Here is a 23,815-nt window from a genome sequence, read left to right on the forward strand (position 1 = left end):
CCCGCCCGCAGCGACAGGCTGAAGCGCTCCCGGAAGGGGTTGGGGAAAGCAGTGGCAAGTGGGGCTGTTTCCGCTTGCTCGGTGGCCGTGACCGGCTCCGTAAACTCCAGCGTTTTGCACTTCGTATCACTGCCATTGGCGTTGCTGACCGTGAGGCAGACCTCGTAGGTGCCAGGGCCGGGGAACGTATGAGCGGGCAGGGTATCCATGCTGCTGCTGCCCTCGCCGAAGTCCCAGGACCAGGTGGCCGGCTCGTAGTCGCTCAGGTCATAAAACTGCACGGTGAATGGCGTGAGCGTATCCTGCTCGTAGCGCCAGCGGGAGAGCGGGATATTGTCGATGCCGAGGGTATCACAGGGGCTGCCGTCTATGGGGCCGAGGCGGTAGTTGGGGTAGTTGGGGACTGAGCCTACGTTGAAATTGGGCAGCGCTACGCCTCGCTGCTCTATGCGGCAGTCCGGGCAGGGGGCATCGGGATTGTGGATAACGTGCATGTAGCGGGTACTTACCCCTCCACAAATGTAGATTTTACCATCGGGGCCGCGTTGAGAGAGATAAAAAGTGGTCGGGTTGAAATCTACAAAACCATCATATTCTGCCACTAAGACTCGGCTTGAAAGGATATCTGCTGCCCAAAGGTCATATTGATAAAGGTGGATGCCTGATCCAATATATAAATACCGAGAGCCCGCTCCAACCGCGGCCCCTCCCCCGAAGCCTACTTTTTCAAAAGCTTCCTGACGGGGATTGCTGAGCAATCCAGTGCAGCGGTCAAAATCAAAAATGGACAGATTATCTTGCTCCCCTCCTCCTACACTGTTATACCGGATATGTTTATCGCCATCCGGTGTAAAAAAGGCCTGGCCTACCCCAATCATTATTTGATCTCCGATCTCCTGAGCGCCCACCCACTCAAGCCCGACTGGAGTCAAAAGAAAGCGGTGAAATTCATTAAAAGTATACCTCGCTACAATTATCCACCAATCCCGGCCATTGGCGTGGCGGCAGGCACTAAGCTTGCCATAATCTAAGGTATCTAACAGCACTTTTTCCTTTCTGACCACGACTTCCCCCAAACCATTATTTTCTATCGTATTTATTTTAGAAAAAAACAAATCTTGCCCCGCAATTTGATTGAAGGTGCCTAAGTCGTAGGAATAATGCTGAGAATTGATAAACACGATCAAGCTGTCCTCATGAAAAGAAGGAAATATAAGTCCGTTCTGAGGCGCTATCCAGCCTGTTCCATAGGGGCTTTCATGCCAATCCATGCCACCATCCATTTTCATGTGGTCTTTATTGTATAGGTCTTTCCCATCATAATAACAAAACAAGTGTCCTGTACTATCACTGAACGTAGTATTGTTTTCCCAAAAATATGCTTGCCCTTCATGCTGATGATCCAGTATTTGAAGACTTTCATCCTCAAACCTCCACCACATCAGCCCAAACTCATTCGTAGTATCTGTGCCTTCCCCGCCGCTGTATCCCATCATCCAATTGTAATCGTGTAATTGGGCGTGTAAAAGAGGGCCACTGAACAGAAGTAAACAAACTATGTAATACCGCATGATTCGTATATTAGAAAAGCCATGCCACCTGAAAATCTCAAGCGGCATGGCTCCTTTTTGAAGGAATTACTTAATGACCTTTACGCTTTGGGTGCTGCCGTCCATCAAATGAACTACAGCAATGTAAAGCCCTTTCGGGTAAGTGCTCAAATCCGCCTCTAAGAAGCGGTCGGTCACTAGTAGATCAAATTGGGCTACGCGCTGCCCGTCTGTGTTAAGATGCATTTGTAATGCACAATGTCAATATCCTGATTTTACGGATTATCCCACAGGAATGCAGATTAAGCCTATGTTAATTTTGGTTCCCCAAACAGCAGCTCCTTGCCCAATACCCGCAATTTTTTCCCTACATTTGTCAGTTCAGATAAAATCAAAGTAAAGGGAAGGCGCAGCGTTGACAAGTACCCGCCTTCTGTACAGGAGTCGCAAACATGCAGTTATTCAAAACCGATACACAACGCGCCACGCACCATGTGGTGTACGATATTTACCACTTTGCGGAGAAGCTCTACCTCCCCACCGCCTACATCGTTAGTGAAGATCAGGAAGGCTACCTGGCGCACATCAAACAGAAGGCGCTCAAGGAGACCATCGGGAGCTTTGAGCTGGAGCTGACGCCTACCCGCGACCGCCTCTTTGACCTCATCGAGCAACTGCAGCCCAAGCTGTTGGCGGAAAAATTCCGGCCCAACAAACGGAGCAAACCGACGCTGGAAACACTCCTGGCGGACCGCGACCTGGCGGGGCCCATTTACAAATACGTGCATACCCGCCTGGCGGAACTCCTGGAGCGTGCCAATGCTGAAGGGCTCCCTGTGACCTGGCAGGTAGAGCGCACCGTGCTGGCCAAAGATTTTGTCATCGAAACCGGGCTGGAGCCCCTGGAGCCTCAGCTGTTTTTCAAACGGGAAGAAGCGGGTGTCCACTACCGCCTGCAACTGGCTGACCGTGACGGGGCCTGGGCGATTGGCTCCCGCGATGTGGTGCCGATTACCAACCACCCGGCCTGGCTCTTTGTGGACTACAAACTGTACCGTGCCCCTGCTATCAACGGCAATATGGTGCTGCCTTTTCAAAAAAAGGAAGAGGTGCATATCCCCCGCAAAGCAGTCAAGACCTATTTCCAGAAGTTCATCCTGAAAGTAGCCGCTAAATCGGAAATTGAGGCAGAAGGCTTCGAGGTACAGCAGCACGAGGAGCTGCAAGCCTGCATCCTTGAGCCTGTACAGGACCTCTTCTCCGGACAATGGGTGCTTTCGGTACAAATGGCTTATCCCGGCAGTACCTTCAACTGGGGCGACCCCAAAGACAAACGTACAAGCCTTGAATTCGATGAGGGGGACGAGGTGCGCATCCTGCAGGCGCTCCGTCAACGGGAAGCAGAGGCTGTTTTTGTGGAGAAGCTGAAAAACCAGGGGCTGGAGGTCAACGCGCATCAGCATTTTGTACTTACAGAAGCCAATGAAGACCGCTACGCCCTCTTGGAATGGATCAGCGCGAACCGTGCTACACTGGAGGCTGAAGGCTTTACGCTAAAACTACCATCAGCGGAGGGCAAGGCACTTTACCTGCACCCACCCAAGGTGGAGCTGATAGCCGATCAGGATAATGACTGGTTCGACCTCAAAGGTCAGGTAACGGTTGGGGCGCATACCTTCCCCTTTATGAAGCTGGCCAAGTACATCCGCGACGGGATACGGCTGTTCCCTTTGCCCGATGGGCAGTTCTTTCTCATCCCGCAGGAGTGGATGGCCCGCTACAAGGGGCTGTTCCAATTTGGGAAAAAGGACAAAGACCAGATGCGGCTGGCCAAAAGCCACTTCACCCTCTTGCAGGAAATTGGCATCAGCGCTGGCGATGAGGTAGCCGAAGAACGCCAACTGGCCGTGGATTTCATACCCAGCAATCAGCTTAAAGCATCACTCCGCCCTTATCAGCTGGAAGGGGCAAGATGGCTGGTAGGCCTTTACGAAAGTCAGCTCGGTGGCTGCCTGGCCGACGACATGGGGCTGGGCAAAACCCTGCAGACCATCACGGTGCTCCTCCATGCCAAGTCGCAGCGGGCACAGCGCCAACAGGAAGCCAAAACACAAGGCAACACGGATACCGGCGCTCAGCTTGGCCTTTTCGCAGCCCCCGACGACCACGATACGCTTAAGCCGTTGCAGTCTCTGGTCATCTTGCCGGCATCGCTGGTGTTCAACTGGGAGGCCGAGATTAAGAAGTTCGCCCCTACTCTGCAGGTGTACCGGCATACCGGGCAAAAGCGCTACAAAGACATTCGCCTGCTGTCGCGCTTCGATGTCATCCTCACCACCTACCAAACGGCCCTGCGCGATGTGGAGGTGCTGAAGCAGATGGAATTTGAGTACATCGTGCTGGACGAAAGCCAGTACATCAAAAACAAGGACAGCAAGGTCTTCAAAGCCATCAATCAGCTGGAAGGCCTGCACAAGCTATCACTTAGTGGCACACCGATTGAGAATTCGCTGTCTGACCTCTGGGCGCAGATGCAGTTCATCAATCCCAACCTGCTGGGCAGTTTCAACTTTTTCAAAAAGGAGTTCATCCGCCCGATTGAGCGCCTACAGGATGAGGACAAGAAAAATCAGCTCCGGCGGCTGGTGCAGCCTTACCTGCTGCGGCGGACCAAGGAGGAAGTGGCTAAAGACCTGCCACCGCTGAGCACACAGGTCTTCTACTGCGAGATGACCGCTGAACAAAAGCGCCTGTACGAACGCGAAAAATCAGCGGCTCGCAACTACCTGCTGGAAAACTACGATGCCGACAATCCGCAGTTCCGCTTTAAGGTACTGCAATCGTTGACCAAGATGCGGCAAATTGCCAACCACCCTAAAATGGCGGTAGAGGCTTACGCCAAAGGCAGCGGGAAGTTTGAGGACGTGCTGGAGCATTGGGAGACCATTCAAAAGGGCGGTCACAAAGTACTCATCTTCAGCTCCTTCGTGCAACACCTGGAACTTTATCGGCAGGAATTCGAAGGGCACCAACAGCCATATGCCTGGCTTACCGGCAGTCAAAGCAGCAAAGAGCGGGAGCGGGCCATTCAGTCCTTCATGGAAAAACCAGAGGTGCAGCCGTTCCTCATTTCCATCAAGAGCGGGGGTACCGGGCTTAACCTCACTGCCGCAGACTATGTCTTCATCCTTGACCCCTGGTGGAACCCGACGACGGAGCAACAGGCCATCGCCCGGGCGCACCGGATCGGGCAAGACAAGCATGTGATTGCCATCAAATTCATCACTAAAGACACCATCGAGGAGAAAATCCTCCGCCTTCAGGAGAAAAAGTCCAAACTGGCGGAAGACATCATCGGGGATGTGGAGAAGGCGAAGTTCTCGAAAGGAGATATTGAGTATTTGTTTGGGTAGGCCCAAACAGGAAAAACTTAAGGATCAATACCCAAATACCTCCTCCATGCTCAACTTACGAACGGGCCCTACCTGTTCCAGTGCCGCCCAATCCATGCGGTCTGCACTTCCTAATACCACATGCTTGTAGGCACGGTCGCGGACATGCTCCTGATGGAAACGAAGCAGGTCAGGCAGCTCACTGCGCTGTAGCCGTTGATACAAATCTTCCCGCATATCTTTTTCGAAGCCCAGCCGGCGGGCGGTCAGTGACTCCCAGAAGTAGCGGCCGGGCACGATACGCTCGCTTTCGATACGGCGCAGAATGGAATGCCGGGCCTGCATCGCCTGCCCTTTCAGCACGGGCATATCCTGCAAGATGCCGGTCAGGGCGGGGATGCCTTCCTGTAACTTGTCAGGCTGCGTGCCCAGATAGGCCTGCAAATAGTGCGGTTGGTCCAGGCGGTCGGGCGAACTGTAGTAGGCAAAAGAGGAGTAGGCCAGTGCACGCGACTCCCGGATTTCTTGAAAGACAATACTCGACAAGCCGTAGCCAAAGTACTCATTGTACCACTCGCTGAGCTGAAATTCATCGAGGCTAAAGTGAGGCGTGCCCCGGGAAATCAGCATCACATCGGCCTGTACAATTGGGAAATCGAGGAAAAGCACTTCGTTTTCTGACGTATGGGGCTGTTCAAAGGACCTGCTCTCCGGTACCGGCTTCAACTGCTCCGCCCGCTTGTGGTACTGTTGAATTGCGGCAGCAACTTCCTTGACTGGGTTTGGACCATAATAATGCACGGTATGCTCGTAATTGCTCAGACCTTTGAGCCGCTGAATCAGTTCCTCCGAAGTTAGCGCACGAACCTCCGCCTCCTCGAGACGGTAGCGGAAGGGCGAGTCGGCACCATAACGGGCATAGCTGCCCAGCGCCCGGCGCAGGACAAAGTTGCGGTTTTGCTTGGCATGCTCCCGCCGCTTGAGCACATCAGCTTTCATATTTGCCAGTGCCTGCTCATCGGGCTGCAGGTTGGCCATCACATGCTCCATGAGACGGATGCCCTCAGACATTGACTCGCTCAGCCCGCTGATCGTCAGATAAGTGTAGTCATTATTGACGTGCACATCGAAGGATAAGCCCAGACGGAAGAACTGCCGCTGCAACTCGGCTGCACTGTATCGGGAGGTGCCAAGGTAAGGCAGGTAGGCGATTGCCATTGACAGGGTGCGGTCAGAAAGCTTGTTAAGCTCAAAGACGTAGTCCAGGCGGAACAGCTCATTGCGGTAATTGTGGACATATTCCAGTCGGAGCCCCGGCTGCAGCTCGACTTGCTGAATGCCCGCTTCAAAATCCGCAAATACCGGTGGCATTGGCGGCGTTTCTACCGAAAGGAAGTCCTGTGCATATTCCGACAGGCGGTTGCGTTCCAGCTGCACGGCATTGATGGGCGGTTTTTCCACCTTGATGACGTCGGGGTCATCGCCCTGTTGCTTGTATATTACTACTCGGTTGTCGCCCAGATTGGTTTGCGCAAATTCCATCACATCCGCTTTGGTCACCTTCTCCCACCAGTCGAACCGGCTGACCATCCGCCCCCAGTCGACGCCCAAGACAAAGGCTTGCGTGATGAGGTCTACGCGGCCGCGGTTGCTCTCGGTAAGCTTGACCTCCCTCAGCCGGATATCTTTAATGGCTGCTTCCAACATCCAATCCGCAAAGTCGCCCTCCCGAAGGCGTTGTACCTCTCCCATGAGCAAGGCTTCCACTTCTTCCATGGTTTGCCCTTCCCGTGGGCGGGCCACCAGTCCGAGCGCGGTATAGTCCTGAAACTGCCAGGACCAGGCACTCCCATCGAGGACGCGCTGCTGCTGATTGAGGTTGAGGTCGAGCAGCCCTGCCTGATAGTTGTGCAGCAAGTTTTGAATGAGCGACAGCATCATGGGATCATCTGAAGCAGCGCCTTGAAAGCGCCAGGCGATATCCACAAAGGGAGCTTCCTGCCCCCAGACCTCCAGCCTTACCGGCTCCTTAATCGGTGGGGCCGGCTCGTAGCTGAACGGAGAAACGGCACCGGGCTTAAATCCTCCGAAGTGGGCTTCCGCAAGCGCTACGGCCTCCTCCGGCTCAAAGTCACCGGACAGGATGAGCGCCATATTATTCGGCACATAGTAGGTGCGGAAAAATTCCTGTATTTTCTTTTGGGAAGGGCTGCGCAGATGCTCGGCAGAACCGATCGTCGTCTGCGTACCGTAGGGGTGGTTAGGGAACAAGGCTTCCCGGATCATCTTGTTCACCTTTCGGTTATCCTGATCCTGCCCGATATTGAACTCCTCATACACTGTTTCCAGTTCGGTATGGAAGAGGCGCAGCGCCATCATACGGAAGCGCTCAGATTCCAGGCGCATCCAACGCTGCAGTTCATTGGACGGTATATTGTTGATGTAAACCGTTTGGTCTACGGAAGTATAAGCATTGGTATCCTTGGCACCGATGGCGCCCGACAGCAGATCATACTCATTGGGGGCAACAAGCTTTGCTGCTTCGTTAGACAAACGGTCGATTTTCTGATAGATCGCACGGCGTGCCTCCGGATCGCGGGTAGCACGGTGCTGTTCGTACAGGTCTGAAATCTGCTCCAGAAACTTCGACTCCTGTGCCCAGTCCAGGGCACCGATGCGGCTTGTTCCTTTGAAGAGCATATGCTCCATGTAGTGAGCCAGGCCTGTGGCATCAGCCGGATCCTGCTTGGAGCCCGCACGTACAACGATATTGGTGTGAATACGCGGCTCCTCCGGATTGACGGAAAGGAATAGAGTCATGCCATTGCGCAGGGTATAAATCTGTACCTGAAGCGGATCGCCGGCAATGGTTTTGGGCGTCAGGGAGGTAGTTGCTGCCATAGTCGAATGCTTATTTTAACTGACTTTTGCAACAACACGGTGGCGTTGGATTAAGTTTTAATTTACTCCTCCAACTCCTTCAATTTGCGGCGAGCCACCATACCATGCCGCATGCGCCACTTAGGGTTTTCCAGCAGAGCCGGGCGGGCACTGAAGTCATAATCATCACAGTACTGCGTACAGTAAAAACTATTCTTATCAATGGCAATCGGGGAGGCGATTTCCGCCAGTTCAGGGATGATCTCATACAGCTCCTCCGGGATATCAGGCAGGATAAAGTCTACCTGGTCCATGCCTTCCATTTCACCCCAAAGGTGCCAGCTTGCAAGGGGGCGCCCCTGCCCAAGGCTGTAGTAGTAGGAAATGGCATAGTGCTGCCCCTCGTCGCTGCCCGCAGCAAAGGTAAAGCTTTTGCTTTCCGAACGGAGGAAGGAAGGTTCGAAGGTAAATGTATCGATTCTGGCCGGCAATGCCTCCTTGTAGGTACCGTAGAGTGCGATGCCTTTATTGTTGATGTCGGACAGGAACAGGCTGAGGGAGTCAAATTGCACCCCGCCTGGCACAAAGAAGGGGATGGTATCTGTAGCTCCGATCTGCTTTTGTGCACTATTGAACAAGTGGAACTCATACCCGTCCAGCATTCCTTTGACCGTGCCCTGCCATTCGGTTTTATAGGGCATAGCAATTTTGCCCATGTAGACGGTTTTGCCCATGCCTTCCCGGGACAGCTCGAAGTTATTATCAGCCGTCATGGGGCTGGTAAAGTGGCGCAGGAAGTTTTCGCCCGGCAGGCGCATCACGGCAAAAATCCCGGCATTGTCTTCCAGTTTGGCACTGATATTGAGCACGCCACGGCTTACCCTATACTCCGGCCGACGAGACAGCGGGCCAAACAGCTGAAACTCTTCCACCCCCTCTACATCTGCTACACGCACATTGAAATTGCGGTAGTTCGGGGCTTTTTTCGGTGCCATCGCCCTTCCAATCACGGAACCATCGCTGAGCCCGATATAGGTGGTATTCTCAAAACTGTAGTACCCTTGGTCTTCCACTTCTTCCACCAGGGTAAGCGCCAGGGTCTCCCCTACCCGCTGCCGCACCTGAAAAGTGTGGGCTGAATCTTTGGGTAATTGACCGGCGAAAGTAAAGTAGCGGAGCACCCCGAACTGATTGCTCACCATGATGGCTTTGAGGTCCTCAGACTGCAGGCGGTCTTTGGTAACCGACAATGTCAGGGTTTGAGAAAATAAGGACACTGCCGAAAGCAGCAGGATAAAGCAGGTAATATATTTAGCCCGGGTCATGCATTTTGGTTTTGAGTTCTCGGACCAATATAATACGCCTTTCGGTAAAAAGATGTTGTGGAATTGTTAAGTGTGCATTACCAACTCACGCCTGCCCCTCCGCCACCGGAACTGCCGCCACCGAAGGAGCTACCGCCACCACCGCCAAAGGAGCCTCCACCACCGGAGGAACGGGTTTTCTTAGGAATGACCACGATGCGCCGGTTTCGGTAGTTGCAGTTTTTGCAGGTGTGGATGACTTCCTTCTTGCCAGAGTGGCTGTAGGTCGCATTGCGCAGCACATTGGTATCGGATAGCGCGTAGGTCCTGAACTGGCACTTCGGGCAGGCTTTGTATTTACTCCACCGTTTTTTGTAGGGCAAAATAAGTATATCCTCCTCGTCCTCCGTAATCCAGACATCGTAGTCTACTGAGCCCAGGTGCTCCTCTACCACCTGTCCCAATTCCAAATAGCGGTCATCTTCAACTTCGTGCAGCTTGTGCATAATGGCACCGGTTTTGCGGCCATAACGGGGCTGATTGCGGAGCTTCTTCAGGTGTCGGCTGAGGAGGGGGTAAAACAAGGCATAGGGCAACGGGAACAAGAGGATAAAAATCCAACTGTGCACCTTGCGCACCATCATGAAGCGGTCATAAAGTTCCTGCTTGGAATAGTTGGTATAGATGAGCCAGATGATAAGAAAAAGGACAAACAGCGCGTCAATCACAGCATACCATACCAAGCCATCCGGCACCCCGTCAATCATTTGCCGGGGCTGCCCGCTGGAGCGAATTTCCTCAATCGTCTCCGGGTTTTCCAATGTTTCCTTGATGCGCTGTGTGGCGGCAATGAGCCCTGCGCCATAGTCACCCTCCCGAAAATAAGGCACCAACTCCTGCATACCGATACGGTAACAGATCACATCCGGCAGTACGCCTTCGAGCCCGTAGCCCGTCTCAAACTCCGTGCGCCGCTGGTCCATTACCGAAAAGACGAGAAGCCCGTTGTCTACATCAGCCTGCCCGATGCCCCAGTGGTTGAACAAGCGGGTGGCAAAGTCCTTGGGGTTTTCCTGCCCGATGGAATTGACGATAACAATGGCCACCTGAGCGGTGCTGTTCTGTTCCAGCTGACTACAAAGGGCATCGAGCGTACTTCGGTCTTGTGCATTGAGGACACCATCGGGATCACTGACGTAGCCACTGCCGTTGTCCTTGGGGTTGGGAAGGTTCTCAATCGTATAGGCGGTCTGCGCCATCGCGGCAACAGCCAACATTAACATTACGGCCAGGAGGAGCCATCGGATTTGCATAGAAATAGGAATTAGCCGGCTCCTAAGGTACAGCTTTCAGTTCAATTTTATCGGCAGGATCGAGGAGTCGTTCAAAATCGGAAAAATTATTAGAGTACAGCACGGACACTTCTGCCTTCAAAGCCGCCTGCAGGTGCAGCGCATCGTAAATCACTCCGCTGACCAGTCCCTTTTGGGCGCAGCGGTGAAGGGCGGCTTCGTAGTCCGGCGCTCCTAATTCGATGGTGGCCACCGTTTTCCTCAAGGAGGTGATTAGACGGGCGGCAGCAACTGGCGATATTTTATTCCCTCTTGGAAATCTTGTGAGGTTAGCATACAGTTCAGCATACAAATGCGTACTCAAGCAAACTACTTTCCCTTGCTGTACCGCATCCCGGAATGCAGCTTTGCTTACTTTATGCAAGGGGTGCGCCTCTACCATAGCTGGAAATAAAACGGAGGTGTCGAAGTAACTATTCATTCCAGCCCATTTTTTTATCAAGGTAGGCCTGACGGGTCTCTTTCATAAATGCAGCATTATCAAATTCCCCTTCCTCGTTATTCCCATTATGGATGACGGGCAGCCCAAAATCTGTTACTTCTATATCATCTGGTGTAGCTACATCCGCAGCTGCCAGATAAATAATTTCTGTATCTGACACACATGACAGCTCCAACCTTTGCCCAGCCTTCAACCCCAGTTCCTCCCGGACTTTTTTGGGGATCAGAATGCGCCCAAACTTGTCTATTTTGACTTCCATAATCCTTATTTTGCCAATAAAACTAAAAAATTGGCAAAACAGTTCCAATACCGGATTGTATAAACCCGACGCAACAATACGGAATCAAAATTGTCCATTCCGGCATATCCTTCTATTTTAGCCGTTCAATACCTAAAGATCAACCATATGGCCATGCCCGACCAACAAGACCAACAGCCTTTGCCCGATGACGGGCCACCGCCTATCCTGAAGACCTGGAACCGGATGTACCTGTTTGTGCTCATCTTGCACGCCATCATCATCACCTTATTTTACTGGTTTACACAAGCTTATTCCTGAGGCAGTTGCCTGCCATTGGACCGCAATATGCTGTCCATCATCCTCACTAAAAAGACTAACCAAAGCGCACATGGAAATACTGGACTGGATAATAATGCTGGGCACGCTGCTGAGTATCGTGGCTTACGGAGTATGGTACACCCGCAAGGTTGACAACGTACAGAGCTATCTGTTGGGCGATCGCGACCTGCCCTGGTGGACGATCGGGCTCTCGGTCATGGCCACGCAAGCCAGCGCGATCACCTTTTTATCCACGCCCGGGCAGGCCTATGAGGACGGGATGCGCTTTGCGCAGTTCTACTTCGGGCTGCCGGTGGCCATGGTGATTTTGTGTGTTTTTGTCTTGCCCATCTATTACCGGCTCAAGGTCTATACCGCCTACGAGTACCTGGAAGGGCGTTTTGACCTGCGTACCCGGACGCTCACGGCTGTTCTTTTTCTCATCCAACGGGGGCTGGCAGCCGGGCTGACCATCTACGCGCCGGCCATCATCCTGTCTACCATTTTGGGCTGGAGCCTGCGGTGGACTGTCCTTTTTATTGGAGCGCTGGTCATTTTTTACACCATGCTGGGCGGTACCAAAGCCGTGAGCGTGACCCAAAAACAGCAAGTGATCGTCATCCTGTCGGGCATGTTTATCGCGGCGATGATTTTGATTTTCCAGTTACCTCCGGACGTCGGTTTTAGCGATGCGGTGGGCGTGGCTGGCAAAATGGGCAAGCTCAACGTTGTCGACTTCGAATTTGATTTGTCCAACCGGTATAACTTTTGGTCGGGTATGATCGGCGGGGTGTTCCTGTTCCTGTCTTACTTCGGTACGGATCAGTCGCAGGTGCAGCGCTACCTCAGCGGCAAATCCCTGAATGAAAGCCGGCTGGGGCTGTTGTTCAACGGTATTTTGAAGGTCCCCATGCAGTTTCTGGTACTCTTTGTAGGCATCTTGGTGTTTGTCTTCTTTCAATTCCAGCAGCCACCCATTCACTTCAACTCCGCCAACCTGGAAAAGCTGGAAAACACCGAATATGCGGACGACCTCGCTAACCTGCAGGCGCAACACAACACCCTTTTCCTAACCCAACAAGAAGAGGTACGGGCACTTATGGGTGCCATTGACCAAAACGACGAGCCCGCCATTTCAGAGATTCAGCAGCGGCTGTCTACTTTGCGGGAAACCGATAGAGCATTACGCAATGAAACCAAAGACCTCATTCTGCAAGCCGACCCGGCTTCCAAGATCAAGGATACCGATTACGTCTTTATCACTTTCGTCACGGAGTACCTCCCGGTGGGGCTGGTAGGGCTGCTGCTTGCCGTTATCTTCTCAGCGGCCATGTCCTCTACGGCTTCTGAGCTGAACGCCCTGGCTACGACTACGGTGGTTGACCTCTACCGGCGCAGCTTTGCCAAAGACAAAACCGACAGGCACTACCTGAATGCTTCCAAAGCGTTTACGGCAGTTTGGGGCGGTATTGCACTGGTTTTTGCGGCTACCGCCAATTTATTTGAGAATCTCATTCAGGCGGTCAATATCATCGGCTCCCTTTTCTACGGAGCCATTCTGGGTATTTTTGTGGTGGCCTTCTTTATGAAAAAAGTAGGCGGGCGGGCGGTCTTCATCGGCGCGCTGATCGCAGAAGCCATCGTACTGATCATTTTCACCCTCAATTCTATGGAGATCATCAACATCGCCTACCTGTGGCTGAACCTGATCGGGTGCACGCTGGTGATGGGGTTTGCATGGATACTGGAGCAGGCGATGCCGGAACCAACCGCACCGAATGCTTAATCTTTCATAATGCCCTTCTGCCTATTGAGGCGGCTTGCTCAGCAAGTCAAAGAGGCATACTAAACAGAATTGCCTATTTTCAGGGTAAAAAACATGCGCTATTTTCTACCTGTGCTGCTGTTGGTTTCCTGCAAACTTTCCGCTCAGTATGTGGACCTGAGCTGGCAGCCTTCTTTTTATTGTCAGCCTGCTGAGATTATCCCTTATGGTGGGGAATGGTTTGTTATAGCCAAAACCTATAATAACAAACGGTATGAATCTGGTGGTTACGCAGCATTGATTAATGATTCTGGTATTCAGCGGGAACAATACACAAACTGGACGAGCGCTAATGGCTTGTACAATGCCGCTGTAAATGGCAAGGGGCAACTAGCATGGTCAGGATCACAGGGGTCATGTGACTTTTATACCGATAGTGCAATAGCTACTTTCAATTCAAACGGGGAGCAAATAAAACTGTTGCAAAACGGAGAAGCCCCCCATTCGGTATACCACATCGCCGGACTTCCCGAGGGCCATTTTGTCACAAATGGCTTGCAGGGCACAATACTGCTGGACTCGGCACTAAACATCAAGCACAGCAATTATCCTACACTTGCAAGAGACATCAAAAGCAACGGTGATTCTATAGTATGGTTTCATACCAGGAGCTTTATTCCACCATACCCAGTCAGGCTCCACAGAAGAATCTACAGAGGAGACTTGCTATCTCCCAGCCCTCATTCGGAATTGGAAGGTTTCTCTTCACCGGACTATGTAGCTATTCGCGATTTCCACGCCAGCGGGCCACAAATTTGCGCAATTATTGACAGTACGATTTGGACTTCTGAGTATCCCTTTACCACATCGCAGAGCAAAGAGATCGTCTGGTCTGGCGTCGAATACCAGCACATTCAATACTATGAAGGGCATTACTACCTGTTTGGGATGGATGCCAGTAACCGGACCTGGATGCAAAAGCGTTCTGCAGATCTGAACACCTGGGAGAACTTTCTCCTTCCCTGGGATGCTTATTTGTGGGATGTTGCAATACAGGAGGGCACGATTGCACTATTAGGCGACCGGCTTATTCCAGATGGCGGGCGCTTTCCTCCACTATCCCGCCCAGCTTCTATGCCTAATGGAGGCGCGGCCAATCTAATCGCCTTTAGAACCATACCTTTAGAGGATTTTGCGACTGCCGAGACAGATGCCGATATTGCTATCCATAATATTACATGGTCGGGCGAGTACTCTATTTTGGAACCTCCTATTATTTGCTATGGTGAAGACGGCTCCTTTGGCATTGTGACGCTCAGCGGTTTCAGTATTGAAGTCCTTAATAAAGGCAGCGTTCCTGTTTCCGGTGTATCCGTAAGCACCCGAAGACGAACCTGCGGCGATTTCAAAGACCCGTGTGGAACCGTATTTGGCTTTTGGTTCCCATTCACAGAAGTGACGATCCCGCCCGGAGGCAGCGCCACACTTCCCATTGACGAAGAAATGCAGTTCTTCCTGCAAGACCTGGAGCCCCCCTACGAGCTCTGCTTTTGGGCTACAGCCCATGGCGCACCGACGGAGCATACTTATCAGGATAATCTGCTCTGCACCAATCTGGATATCCACAAGGGAGCGCCGCCCGAACCCAGCTGGCGAGTCTCCCCTAACCCGGCGGAACATTGGGTGGACATCACACTGCCTTCCGGGCTGGATACCGGCAGCGAGCTCCTGCTTTACCATTCCAACGGCCAAATACTAAGGCGCAGCACCTTAAGCCCTGGCACGCTAAAGCACCGGTTTGCGCTGGAGCTATTGCCCGCAGGGCTGTACACCATCGTTTGGCTGCATGGAGATACGCAAAACGTTAAGCGCTTCATAAAAGCCCACTGACAACCGTTAAAACCAAGCTAAAGTAGGTAAGAGCGGACCATGCTATGCTCTGCGGTTTGTATTTTCAATGCCAAACCCCTTGGTATGAAAAAATACATTTACCTGCTGCTATTTCTCGCCGCCTGTCAGTCCCCAAGACAAGCTTTCGAAGCCGGTGAGTACGACAAAGCCTTCAAAAAAGCCCTTGACCGGTTTGAGCACAATCAGGGCGACCCCGAACTCCATGTCCTGATGCGGAGGTCCGCCGAGCAAATCCTGCAACGAGAGCACGACCTGCGTGATCAACTTTACGCCTCTGATGATCCAGCCGATTGGGCCAAAGCACTCGACCGCAATGTGGATTTGCAAGAACAGCTCTCCCCCGCCCTCCCCTACCTGCAGAGTACCCTGCAATTTGAGCTGGACGGGCTGCAAAGCGAATACCAACGCACCCGGCCCTTGATCTATCAGGCTTACCTTGACCGTGGCCGGCAAAGGATGCTAGAGTTTGACACTACCGGCCGCAAGTCCACGGCTCAGGCAGCCTATTTTGACTTTAGGCATGCGGAGGAATATGCCGGCAATTCGGTGGAAGCCTCACTCGACTCCCTGTTAAAAGCAGCACGCAAGGGTGGAACGCTTCAGGCCCGTGTGGAACTCGATCCGCCCTTTTTCTACCGCTTTGATACTGAGCGGGCGCTGGACAACCTTGCCGGGCCTGCCGGGGACTTTTATCAGCTGAGCTATAATCTAAATCCCGCGGAGGCGGACTGCGTCATCCGGATCAACTTCAGTGATGTGGATGTTGACGAATGGGAGGACAGTAGCGAAGACCACCATACCAAGGAGGTCATCACCGGCCACGAAACCAAACGCGACACCAGCGGTAATTCTTATGAAGTCCCTGTTTATGAAGAAGTTTCCGGTACGGTGGCCTACATCACGCACCACAAGCGGGCGAGCCTTTCCGTATCGGTGAACATCATCAATCAGAGTGGGCAGTGTACCATGTCGGGCTGCTCTTTTTCGGATCAGGTGGAAGCCCGGGACGAGCAAATCGAGATTTCGGGAGATACCCGGGCTATCCCCTCGCACATCACGGAGACTCACTTCAGCGATCTACCAGATGACGACGATTTGGCGGAGGAACTGATTGATGCATTGGCACGGAGGGTAGTCGGGTGTTTGCGTTAAGAAATCTCTACCCATTTTATATGGAGTATTGCCTATCTTAGGAGGTACAAAATGCCTTAGTCATGAAAAAATACGCAACAGAAATCAAATGGGCGCTGATCTTTTGTGCGGCAGCCCTGGCCTGGATGGTCTTTGAGAAAGCGATGGGGTGGCATGGCCCCAAAATTGAACAGCACCCTTACATGACCAACATTTTCGGGCTGATAGCCATCGTCATTTACGTGTTGGCGCTTCGGGAAAAGCGGCAAAAGCTGGGCGGGCAAATGACCTGGAAGCAGGGGTTTATGTCCGGATTGATTATCAGTATCATCGTTGCGCTGCTAAGCCCGCTGACGCAGTGGATTACGCACACGTTGATTTCTCCGGAGTATTTCCCCAATGCCATTGCCTATTCGGTGGAGGTAGATTACCACGACTCGCGCGAAGCCGCCGCTGAGTACTTCAACTTACAGTCTTACATGATGCAAAGCGGTATCGGCGCAGTTATCATGGGAGTGGTGACCTCAGCCGTGGTTGCCATTTTTCTGAAGCGGAGCCCAACAACCACTTAAACACAGGAAGGGCTACAGTTCTGGTGCTGCAGCCCTTCGATTCTGTTTCTTTTTGGTCTTCCTTAGAACTCCGCATTGCCCGGCGTACGCGGGAAAGCAATCACGTCACGGATATTGCCCATGCCGGTGATGAACTGTACCATACGCTCGAAGCCCAGCCCGAAGCCGGCGTGAGGCGCACCGCCGAACTTGCGCAGTTCGAGGTACCACCAGAGTTCTTCCTCGTGTACGTTCATATCAGCCATACGTGCCTTTAATACATCAAGCCGTTCCTCTCGCTGTGAGCCACCGATCACCTCCCCGATGCCCGGGAAGAGGACGTCCATTGCGGCTACAGTTTTGCCCGGCACACCTTCCTGCTCATCGTTCATGCGCATGTAGAAAGCTTTGATAGACGCCGGGTAATCGCGTACGATGACTGGCTTTTGGAATTTCTTTTCCACCAGGTACCGTTCGTGCTCTGCCTGCAGGTCTTTGCCCCACTTCACATCGTACTCGAACTTCCCTTTCTTGTAAGGCTTGGAATTGCGCAGGATATTGACCGCATCGGTGTAGGTGATCCGCTCGAAGTCGTTGTCCACCACAAACCGCAGGGTCTCGATGAGCCCCATAGCGCGGCGCTCGTTTTTGGGCATGTTTTTCTCCAGATTCTGAATGCGCTGATCCAGGAATTCAAGCTCTGCGCTGTAGTTTTCCAGAATATGGTTAATGAGGTACTTGCAGAAGTCCTCTGCCAGGTCCATGTTGTCAAAAATATCGTAGAAGGCGACCTCCGGCTCAATCATCCAAAACTCGGCCAGGTGGCGGGAAGTGTTGGAGTTTTCCGCACGGAAAGTGGGCCCGAAGGTGTACACTTTGCCAAGGGCCAGGGCACCGATTTCGGCCTGCAGCTGACCGGATACCGTGAGGTTGGTGGGCTTTTCAAAGAAATCCTCTTTGAAGTTGACCTCGCCCTCCTCCGTCCGCGGCGGATTGCTGACGTCCAGGTTGGTCACCCGGAACATCTCACCGGCGCCTTCTGCATCGCTCCCTGTGATGATGGGGGTGTGCATGTAGAAGTAGCCATTGTCGTTGAAATACTTATGGACGGCATAGGCAATACCATGACGGATGCGGAATACCGCACTGAAAGTATTCGTGCGCATACGGAAGTGCGCTTTTTCGCGCAGGAACTCCAGGGACTGTGCCTTCGGCTGCATGGGATATTCCTCCGGATTGGCAGCACCCAGAATTTCCACCGTGTCTGCCAGCAGCTCTACATCCTGACCTGCGCCCTGTGACTCCACGAGTTTGCCGGTAGCCTTAATGCAGGCGTGGAAGGAAACCTGCTTCAGTACGTCTTCCGGGATTTGCTCAAAATCCACAACGACTTGCAGTGTGCCCATGCTCGTACCGTCATTCAGGGCAATGAAACGGTTGGAACGGAAGGCCCGTACCCAGCCCATAACGGTAAGCTCCTGCCCTACGCGGGGCTTAAAATCTTCCAGTATCGTTTGAATCTCTGTGCGCTTGCTCATCTTTCGTTTTTTAGCGTGCCACCAAATGAATGCGCGAAAATAGGGCTTTTGGGAAAAAGGGGGAAATTTAAAGGCCCGCTACTTTCGGGATTTGTAGCGGGCCTTTAACTTCTGTCAGGATATTGGGCTTCGGAGCTCTGATGCTATGGATTTAAAATAGCGTATTGTACGCTTAGCTGCAGGGATTGATTGAGGAGTTTGGGGCGCGCGCCTTCAAAAACCATAGGATCGCCATTTCCATCTGTGAAGTCGGCATCTAATGTTGTCGACAACCCATGAAAAGCTCTCAGGTTGACCGTAAACCGATCGTTAAAGTCGTAGCCAAGCCCTAGTACGGCTGCTAAATCCGTATCCTCGTAGAGCCTACCCATAATCTCTTCATTACCAACAGGCTCTCCTTCCAAAAGGGATTCTGCCTTCAACAGGAAGCTAACTGCCGCTCCTGCTTCAATATAGAAGCTATTGACCGGATAAAACCGGACCAATATTGGAATATCAAAGTAATCAAGCCGAACACCCGAGTCTACCCCAAAGATATCTTCATCATTGCGAAAACCTCTTCGTGAAAAAGCAGGAGCTATTAAAACTCCAAAAGTTGAGGAAAAGGGCAATTCAACAGACAAACCAGCCTGAAATCCGGCAACAGCTAAATTACCTTCATTAGAAGGCATCGTCTGCCCCAGAAATTCGAATTGATTATACCATCGTACCGTCGAAATATTCCCCCCGGCAGTGAGGCTAATCTTTGGTCGAAGCTGGGCAGAAACGGAGGCTGCAGCCATAAGCAGCAGAGCGGTTAGCAGAAGTGGTCTCATGATTTTTAATGTTTAGTTGATTGATAAACGAAAAAACCTGGGCGACCACGCGACCCTATCTAAAATTTAACATTGTTAGATTGCAAGCTAGTGTGCTTCCAGAGGATTTAGCCTGACCTCTTGAATGAGTACCTCCACTTCTTCTTCAGGCAGGTCGACAAGCTCCGCAATATCTGATACAGACATCCCTTTGCGGTCTGCCCGGAAAACAAACAGGCGTGTCTTTTGCCATTTGCCTTTTTCAAGACCTTCTTCAAGACCTTCTTTAAGACCTTTTTCAAGACCTTCTTTAAGACCTTCTTTAAGACCTTCTTCGAGACCTTTCTGAATACCCGTATTGCGCCCTTCCCTCATGGCCTGGGCTTTGAGTTCCTGTATGATCGCTTCTTCGATACCCATAGCTTTTCTGGATTTTGTGATACCTCGGACTTGTTCTTCAAATTTAAAGCTAAATTCTGATTTTTGAAAGGGCAAGAATTGCCCAATAAAATTCATCAAATAGCGAATCTTTGATTTACCAATGCCCACGGTCAACATCTGCCGGACAAACCGTAGTTTATATTCATAGATTGCATCATCCCCTTTATTATTGAATGTTTTGAAGTCTTTAGCGAACGCCAAAGCTATTCCAAAAGGATTACCTGATGATTCTAAAGCTGATTTGTCCTGATCTGTTAATACGAACGTACGGAAGCGGTATGAGAGTTCCGTCCCCATAAAGGATTCCCTGTATTCCTTAAAATGATACTTCCGATTGGTATCTGTGTAAATCACTATGGCAGTCACAGGACGAGCGTATCGATCCCTGATCCTGTAAAAATATTGGAACATTCGCAGAGCAAATTGCTTGTCTTCATACCCTTGCACCTCGGTATGTACAAGGAACCACTGCTCCTCACCATTTTTCAGCCATACTTTAAATAATTTATCGGCTCTGCGATTGATGGCTTCTGCCTCCGGAACAAGTTTGTACAATTCTTTATCTAAAAAATCAAACGGCTTACTCCAATCAATCAAATCGACGAAGTCACTGTAGAAGAAAAGCAGAAAATCCTCTGCCAAATCTTCTATTAGCCCTTTCCAAAGTATATCGTGGGGTACCATGCCGCAATATAAACAAAATATGTCAACTTATTTGTTTTTTCTTAAAAAATATCTTTCTGACCGCTCTATCATAGCCCTAAACTTCTCCGGCGGCGGGACTTCCACGCTCACTTCACCAGATAAGCAAGGATGATCAAAAGCGATGGAGACCGCACTTAGGAAAAGACCTTTTTTACGCAATAGCGGCTTATCTTCAGGTGTGTAGGCCTCATCGCCCAGAATAGGAGTGCCCAGGTGAGCCAGGTGCCGCCGTATCTGATGGGTGCGCCCGGTATGCAGGTGGAGCTCCAGCCAGGACAGCCACTCACAATTCAGAGAACGGCATTCTTCCAACTTGCTGAATGTAGTGAGTGTGGGTTTCCCATCTAAGGGTTCTTCTATTCGCCCTTCTGTGGGCGTACGGCCGCAAACTATGGCCTGATAGACTTTCTCAATCTCCCGCTCTTCAAAAGCCCTCCCTAATCTGACTTGCGCGGAACGGGTCTTTGCAATTGCGACCGGGCCCGAAGTGGGTGCGTCCAGCCGGTGCACCGGCATGCCCCAGGGCAGGGCATCTGCAACAGGTGAAAGCTGCAATTGTCCGACCAACGCATTTACAAGCGTACGGTAATGATTGCCACTTACCGGGAGGCCGGGAGGTTTGTGCACAACCGCCAGGAAGTCATCTTCGTTGAGTACAGGGATTGGAAAAGGGAATGCTTTAGGAGGTGTCAGGTGCGATTCAACCAAAACAATGTGCATACCGGGTTTCACCCAAATGGCCGTGGTTGCCGCTTTTCCATCTACCTCTACAGCACCCCGCTGAATAGCTTTCTTGCCTCCTTTCCGGCTGGGCAGGGTTTTAAAAACCTGATGCAGGTAGTCGCTCAGCCTGACCGGGGAAACACCCGGTGGTACGATATGCTCTTCAAGTACTTCCACTGACTAAAGGAAACGAGATTGAAGATCGGGCGATGGAAGCATGCAGGCATCTTTTTTTCCGAACCAACGGTACCGGTTTCGGGCAATCCAATTGTAGACGGCATCACGAATGGGCCGGGGCACCACGATGAAAGCATAGAGCAAAGACCACCCGCCCCCAAGCTGCCGGGCAACCCGTAGTGCCGCCTCCGACCGGGCATACAACCGATCATTCTGAACCAGCACCACCGAACTCAGGTCCGATGGGCGGTTTTCAAAGCGGCTAAGCATTGCCTGCCCTTCTTCTGATTGCAGGGAAGCAAAGCGGAAACGGGCATTGGGGTCCCGCTCAATGATAAACTGAACGGAGCTATTGCATAAATTACATACCCCATCAAAAAGTAGTACAGGATGTTCGGTGGTATTCATACTCGTAGAACAGATTTACCAAAGCAGAGTTTTTTACTTAAACAGACCGTAGTACAGCTCCTGCACTTTAGATACGGCTTTCACTTCAATATCATACCGCCCGGCGTCCAACCCTTTGGTATTGTACTTTGAGATGTAGATTTCCTTAAAGCCCAGCCGGTTGGCTTCCTGAATACGCTGCTCTACCCGGTTAACGGCCCGGATTTCTCCGGAAAGCCCTACCTCGCCCGCAAAGCATACATCGGTGGGGATAGCGACATCCTCCAGGGAAGAGATAAGTGCGGCTACAATCGATAAGTCAATTGCCGGGTCATCCACCCGTATACCTCCTGCGATATTCAGGAAAACATCGTTTTGAGCGAAGAACAGCCCGGCCCTTTTCTCCAACACGGCCAATAACATACCCAGACGCCTAAGGTCAAAACCGGTAGCCGAGCGTTGAGGTGCGCTGTATACCGACGTGCTCACCAACGCCTGTGTTTCAATCAGCATAGGGCGCAGCCCTTCTATAGTGGCGGCCACGGCACTGCCGCTCAGGTCTTCATCCTTTTGGGAAAGCAAGAGCTCGGAAGGGTTGGAGACTTCCCGAAGCCCGCTGGCCTGCATTTCATAAATCCCCAGCTCGTCGGTGCTGCCGAAGCGGTTTTTGATGGTGCGGAGAATGCGGTAGGTATAGTTACGGTCTCCCTCAAATTGCAGCACCGCGTCTACAATATGCTCCAATAGCTTGGGCCCGGCAATGGAGCCTTCCTTGGTAATATGCCCAATGATAAAAACGGGGATATGCTCCTCTTTTGCAAACCGCTGCAGCTCACCGGCACACTCCCGAACCTGAGAGACACTGCCCGGCATAGAATCGATATGCGGGCTGGACAGGGTTTGGATAGAGTCAATGATCACCAAAGAGGGGCGCAGGTTTTGGGCATGCTTTAGAATCTTGCTCGTATTGGTCTCCGACAGGATGTAGCAGTTCTTCGCTTCTCCGCCGATCCGGTCCGCGCGCATTTTGATTTGCTCGTCACTTTCTTCCCCCGATATGTATAATATGGTAAAAGGCACGTGCAGCGCCAACTGCAGAAGCAGCGTGGACTTACCAATACCTGGCTGCCCTCCGATAAGCACAAGAGAACCAGGCACAATGCCTCCGCCAAGTACACGGTTGAGTTCGGCATCCGGTGTAGTGAGCCGGGTAGTTTCCCCCGCCTTTATTTCCGGCAGTGGCACGGGCTTGCTCTTTGATGCTTTTTCCTGAGTCCGCCAGCTTTTATCCTTGGATTCGGTTACGGTATCTCTGGAAATTACTTCCTCGATGTAAGTATTCCATTCTCCACAATGTGGGCACTTCCCAATCCATTTTGGTGAGGTGGCTCCACAATTACTGCAAACAAAAAATTTTTTGACCTTCGCCAACCTTTTTCTGTTTTTGATGTTACGTTCTCAAATTCAGGCACTAAGATAAAGTTGTAGAAATTAAAAGTAGCCTGAAAAGAAGATGGTGTTTTTAAAAAAATTTATTTTTTACTACATTTACACTATCAAAGATAGCTTGACCTTTTACTGAGCGAAATAAAAACTCCCACAAAGTGTAGTCTGTTAGACAAGTAACTGGCTTAAATTTTAAACTGGAGGTATTTAAAATTTCGTTTATTACTTGTAACTTTCGGGGAAAAAAATATTCTTGTTCTAAACAGGAACATTCAAGATATATGTAGATTGTTTTCATTTGGTTTTTTGGGGTTATACAGGGTGCTGTACTTCGGTACAGTAACCCTGTTTTTTTTAGTGGTCTGCACATCTAACGCACCTTGTACTCTCCGGCATATACATAAGGCGCGCAGGAGCAATTGGGCGCTTGCAACGGGTGCAGATACCAAAGTCCTCCGCATCAATTTTCGTTAGTGCAATTTTAAGGTTTGTCAGTTTCCGCCTTGCTGATCGCAGGGCCGCTTCAGACACGCCTTTATTATTGATTGCATCCATTCGGCTGACCCGCCCGATAGCATTTTCAGGGGCTATAGGCTTAGTTGCCTCTTCCAACCGCTCCAATTCAGCAGTGGTCTTAACGATTGCCGCTTCAATCTTCACTTTTAATGCCCCCCGTTCCTCTGATTTCATGATTATCTCTTGAGAATATAAAAAAACGTGGGTAGCAATTGTCGCTACCCACGTTCCTACTCTTAGAACAGCCAGAC

General features: G+C 51.4%; 20 protein-coding genes. 6 read left to right on the forward strand and 14 right to left on the reverse strand.

Features of this window, described 5'->3' with window-relative positions; translation table 11 throughout:
* On the reverse strand, nt 1-1,571 hold a 1,571-nt coding region (locus MRY86_RS26625; RefSeq protein ID WP_293572083.1), incomplete at its 3' end, for a PKD domain-containing protein.
* Between the two features lie 66 nt (nt 1,572-1,637).
* Nucleotides 1,638-1,796, reverse strand: a complete 159-nt coding sequence (locus tag MRY86_RS26630; RefSeq protein WP_293569671.1) for a T9SS type A sorting domain-containing protein — start codon at nt 1,794-1,796, stop codon at nt 1,638-1,640.
* Between the two features lie 206 nt (nt 1,797-2,002).
* On the opposite strand from MRY86_RS26630, the gene MRY86_RS26635 reads away from it, so the two are divergent.
* Complete coding sequence (locus tag MRY86_RS26635; protein WP_293569669.1) at nt 2,003-4,963, forward strand: DEAD/DEAH box helicase; 2,961 nt, start codon at nt 2,003-2,005, stop codon at nt 4,961-4,963.
* A gap of 24 nt (nt 4,964-4,987) precedes the next feature.
* On the opposite strand, the gene MRY86_RS26640 is transcribed toward MRY86_RS26635, so the two are convergent.
* The 5 genes from MRY86_RS26640 to MRY86_RS26660 form a co-directional block, all read right to left on the reverse strand.
* The gene (locus tag MRY86_RS26640) at nt 4,988-7,843 is read right to left on the reverse strand and encodes a M16 family metallopeptidase (RefSeq protein WP_293569667.1); all 2,856 of its coding nucleotides are present in this window, start codon (nt 7,841-7,843) and stop codon (nt 4,988-4,990) included.
* 62 nt (nt 7,844-7,905) lie between these two features.
* On the reverse strand, nt 7,906-9,147 hold the full coding sequence (locus MRY86_RS26645; protein ID WP_293569665.1) for a hypothetical protein: 1,242 nt from the start codon (nt 9,145-9,147) through the stop codon (nt 7,906-7,908).
* Nucleotides 9,148-9,224: 77 nt separating this feature from the next.
* A complete protein-coding gene (locus tag MRY86_RS26650) occupies nt 9,225-10,439 on the reverse strand; it encodes a YgcG family protein (RefSeq protein ID WP_293569663.1) in 1,215 nt (404 codons plus the stop codon).
* Nucleotides 10,440-10,461: 22 nt separating this feature from the next.
* On the reverse strand, nt 10,462-10,899 hold the full coding sequence (locus MRY86_RS26655) for a PIN domain-containing protein (protein WP_293569661.1): 438 nt from the start codon (nt 10,897-10,899) through the stop codon (nt 10,462-10,464).
* Nucleotides 10,892-11,179, reverse strand: a complete 288-nt coding sequence (locus tag MRY86_RS26660; RefSeq protein WP_293569659.1) for an AbrB/MazE/SpoVT family DNA-binding domain-containing protein — start codon at nt 11,177-11,179, stop codon at nt 10,892-10,894. Before MRY86_RS26660 ends, MRY86_RS26655 begins: the two co-directional genes overlap by 8 nt.
* Nucleotides 11,180-11,332: 153 nt before the next feature.
* Between MRY86_RS26660 and MRY86_RS26665 the strand changes: the two genes are divergently transcribed.
* From MRY86_RS26665 to MRY86_RS26685, 5 genes are all read left to right on the forward strand, one after another.
* Nucleotides 11,333-11,479 (forward strand): hypothetical protein, encoded by a 147-nt coding sequence (locus MRY86_RS26665; RefSeq protein WP_282779636.1) that lies wholly within the window; start codon nt 11,333-11,335, stop codon nt 11,477-11,479.
* A 70-nt stretch (nt 11,480-11,549) separates the two neighbouring features.
* The gene (locus tag MRY86_RS26670) at nt 11,550-13,265 is read left to right on the forward strand and encodes a sodium:solute symporter (RefSeq protein WP_293569656.1); all 1,716 of its coding nucleotides are present in this window, start codon (nt 11,550-11,552) and stop codon (nt 13,263-13,265) included.
* 93 nt (nt 13,266-13,358) lie between these two features.
* Nucleotides 13,359-15,134, forward strand: coding sequence for a hypothetical protein (locus MRY86_RS26675; protein ID WP_293572085.1), 1,776 nt, complete (start codon nt 13,359-13,361; stop codon nt 15,132-15,134).
* 84 nt (nt 15,135-15,218) lie between these two features.
* Nucleotides 15,219-16,307: a hypothetical protein gene (locus tag MRY86_RS26680; protein ID WP_293569821.1), complete on the forward strand. Its 1,089-nt coding sequence runs from the start codon at nt 15,219-15,221 to the stop codon at nt 16,305-16,307.
* A gap of 62 nt (nt 16,308-16,369) precedes the next feature.
* Nucleotides 16,370-16,858: a DUF4199 domain-containing protein gene (locus MRY86_RS26685; RefSeq protein WP_293569819.1), complete on the forward strand. Its 489-nt coding sequence runs from the start codon at nt 16,370-16,372 to the stop codon at nt 16,856-16,858.
* 62 nt (nt 16,859-16,920) lie between these two features.
* Here MRY86_RS26685 and asnS read toward each other — a convergent pair whose 3' ends face one another.
* From asnS to MRY86_RS26720, 7 genes are all read right to left on the reverse strand, one after another.
* A complete protein-coding gene (gene asnS / locus MRY86_RS26690) occupies nt 16,921-18,375 on the reverse strand; it encodes an asparagine--tRNA ligase (RefSeq protein WP_293569817.1) in 1,455 nt (484 codons plus the stop codon).
* A 143-nt stretch (nt 18,376-18,518) separates the two neighbouring features.
* Nucleotides 18,519-19,190 carry a porin family protein gene (locus tag MRY86_RS26695; RefSeq protein WP_293569815.1) on the reverse strand — a complete coding sequence of 224 codons (672 nt, stop codon included), beginning with the start codon at nt 19,188-19,190 and terminating at the stop codon, nt 18,519-18,521.
* 87 nt (nt 19,191-19,277) lie between these two features.
* The gene (locus MRY86_RS26700) at nt 19,278-20,294 is read right to left on the reverse strand and encodes a hypothetical protein (protein WP_293569813.1); all 1,017 of its coding nucleotides are present in this window, start codon (nt 20,292-20,294) and stop codon (nt 19,278-19,280) included.
* Between the two features lie 27 nt (nt 20,295-20,321).
* Nucleotides 20,322-21,215, reverse strand: coding sequence for an RluA family pseudouridine synthase (locus tag MRY86_RS26705; RefSeq protein WP_293569812.1), 894 nt, complete (start codon nt 21,213-21,215; stop codon nt 20,322-20,324).
* Between the two features lie 3 nt (nt 21,216-21,218).
* Nucleotides 21,219-21,623: a thiol-disulfide oxidoreductase DCC family protein gene (locus MRY86_RS26710; RefSeq protein ID WP_293569811.1), complete on the reverse strand. Its 405-nt coding sequence runs from the start codon at nt 21,621-21,623 to the stop codon at nt 21,219-21,221.
* A 33-nt stretch (nt 21,624-21,656) separates the two neighbouring features.
* A complete protein-coding gene (radA, locus tag MRY86_RS26715) occupies nt 21,657-23,033 on the reverse strand; it encodes a DNA repair protein RadA (RefSeq protein ID WP_293569809.1) in 1,377 nt (458 codons plus the stop codon).
* Between the two features lie 369 nt (nt 23,034-23,402).
* A complete protein-coding gene (locus MRY86_RS26720; protein WP_293569807.1) occupies nt 23,403-23,738 on the reverse strand; it encodes a TraR/DksA C4-type zinc finger protein in 336 nt (111 codons plus the stop codon).
* Between the last annotated feature and the right edge of the window lie 77 nt (nt 23,739-23,815).

The organism is Phaeodactylibacter sp., from assembly GCF_022763345.1.
Lineage (GTDB): Bacteria > Bacteroidota > Bacteroidia > Chitinophagales > Saprospiraceae > Phaeodactylibacter.

What these genes read in the sequence shown, in the direction of transcription:
- MRY86_RS26630 (WP_293569671.1), bottom strand. Translation starts at nt 1,796, where the DNA reads ATGCATCTTAACACAGACGGGCAGCGCGTAGCCCAATTTGATCTACTA.
- MRY86_RS26635 (WP_293569669.1), top strand. Translation starts at nt 2,003, where the DNA reads ATGCAGTTATTCAAAACCGATACACAACGCGCCACGCACCATGTGGTG.
- MRY86_RS26640 (WP_293569667.1), bottom strand. Translation starts at nt 7,843, where the DNA reads ATGGCAGCAACTACCTCCCTGACGCCCAAAACCATTGCCGGCGATCCG.
- MRY86_RS26645 (WP_293569665.1), bottom strand. Translation starts at nt 9,147, where the DNA reads ATGACCCGGGCTAAATATATTACCTGCTTTATCCTGCTGCTTTCGGCA.
- MRY86_RS26650 (WP_293569663.1), bottom strand. Translation starts at nt 10,439, where the DNA reads ATGCAAATCCGATGGCTCCTCCTGGCCGTAATGTTAATGTTGGCTGTT.
- MRY86_RS26655 (WP_293569661.1), bottom strand. Translation starts at nt 10,899, where the DNA reads ATGAATAGTTACTTCGACACCTCCGTTTTATTTCCAGCTATGGTAGAG.
- MRY86_RS26660 (WP_293569659.1), bottom strand. Translation starts at nt 11,179, where the DNA reads ATGGAAGTCAAAATAGACAAGTTTGGGCGCATTCTGATCCCCAAAAAA.
- MRY86_RS26665 (WP_282779636.1), top strand. Translation starts at nt 11,333, where the DNA reads ATGCCCGACCAACAAGACCAACAGCCTTTGCCCGATGACGGGCCACCG.
- MRY86_RS26670 (WP_293569656.1), top strand. Translation starts at nt 11,550, where the DNA reads ATGGAAATACTGGACTGGATAATAATGCTGGGCACGCTGCTGAGTATC.
- MRY86_RS26675 (WP_293572085.1), top strand. Translation starts at nt 13,359, where the DNA reads ATGCGCTATTTTCTACCTGTGCTGCTGTTGGTTTCCTGCAAACTTTCC.
- MRY86_RS26680 (WP_293569821.1), top strand. Translation starts at nt 15,219, where the DNA reads ATGAAAAAATACATTTACCTGCTGCTATTTCTCGCCGCCTGTCAGTCC.
- MRY86_RS26685 (WP_293569819.1), top strand. Translation starts at nt 16,370, where the DNA reads ATGAAAAAATACGCAACAGAAATCAAATGGGCGCTGATCTTTTGTGCG.
- asnS (WP_293569817.1), bottom strand. Translation starts at nt 18,375, where the DNA reads ATGAGCAAGCGCACAGAGATTCAAACGATACTGGAAGATTTTAAGCCC.
- MRY86_RS26695 (WP_293569815.1), bottom strand. Translation starts at nt 19,190, where the DNA reads ATGAGACCACTTCTGCTAACCGCTCTGCTGCTTATGGCTGCAGCCTCC.
- MRY86_RS26700 (WP_293569813.1), bottom strand. Translation starts at nt 20,294, where the DNA reads ATGGTACCCCACGATATACTTTGGAAAGGGCTAATAGAAGATTTGGCA.
- MRY86_RS26710 (WP_293569811.1), bottom strand. Translation starts at nt 21,623, where the DNA reads ATGAATACCACCGAACATCCTGTACTACTTTTTGATGGGGTATGTAAT.
- MRY86_RS26720 (WP_293569807.1), bottom strand. Translation starts at nt 23,738, where the DNA reads ATGAAATCAGAGGAACGGGGGGCATTAAAAGTGAAGATTGAAGCGGCA.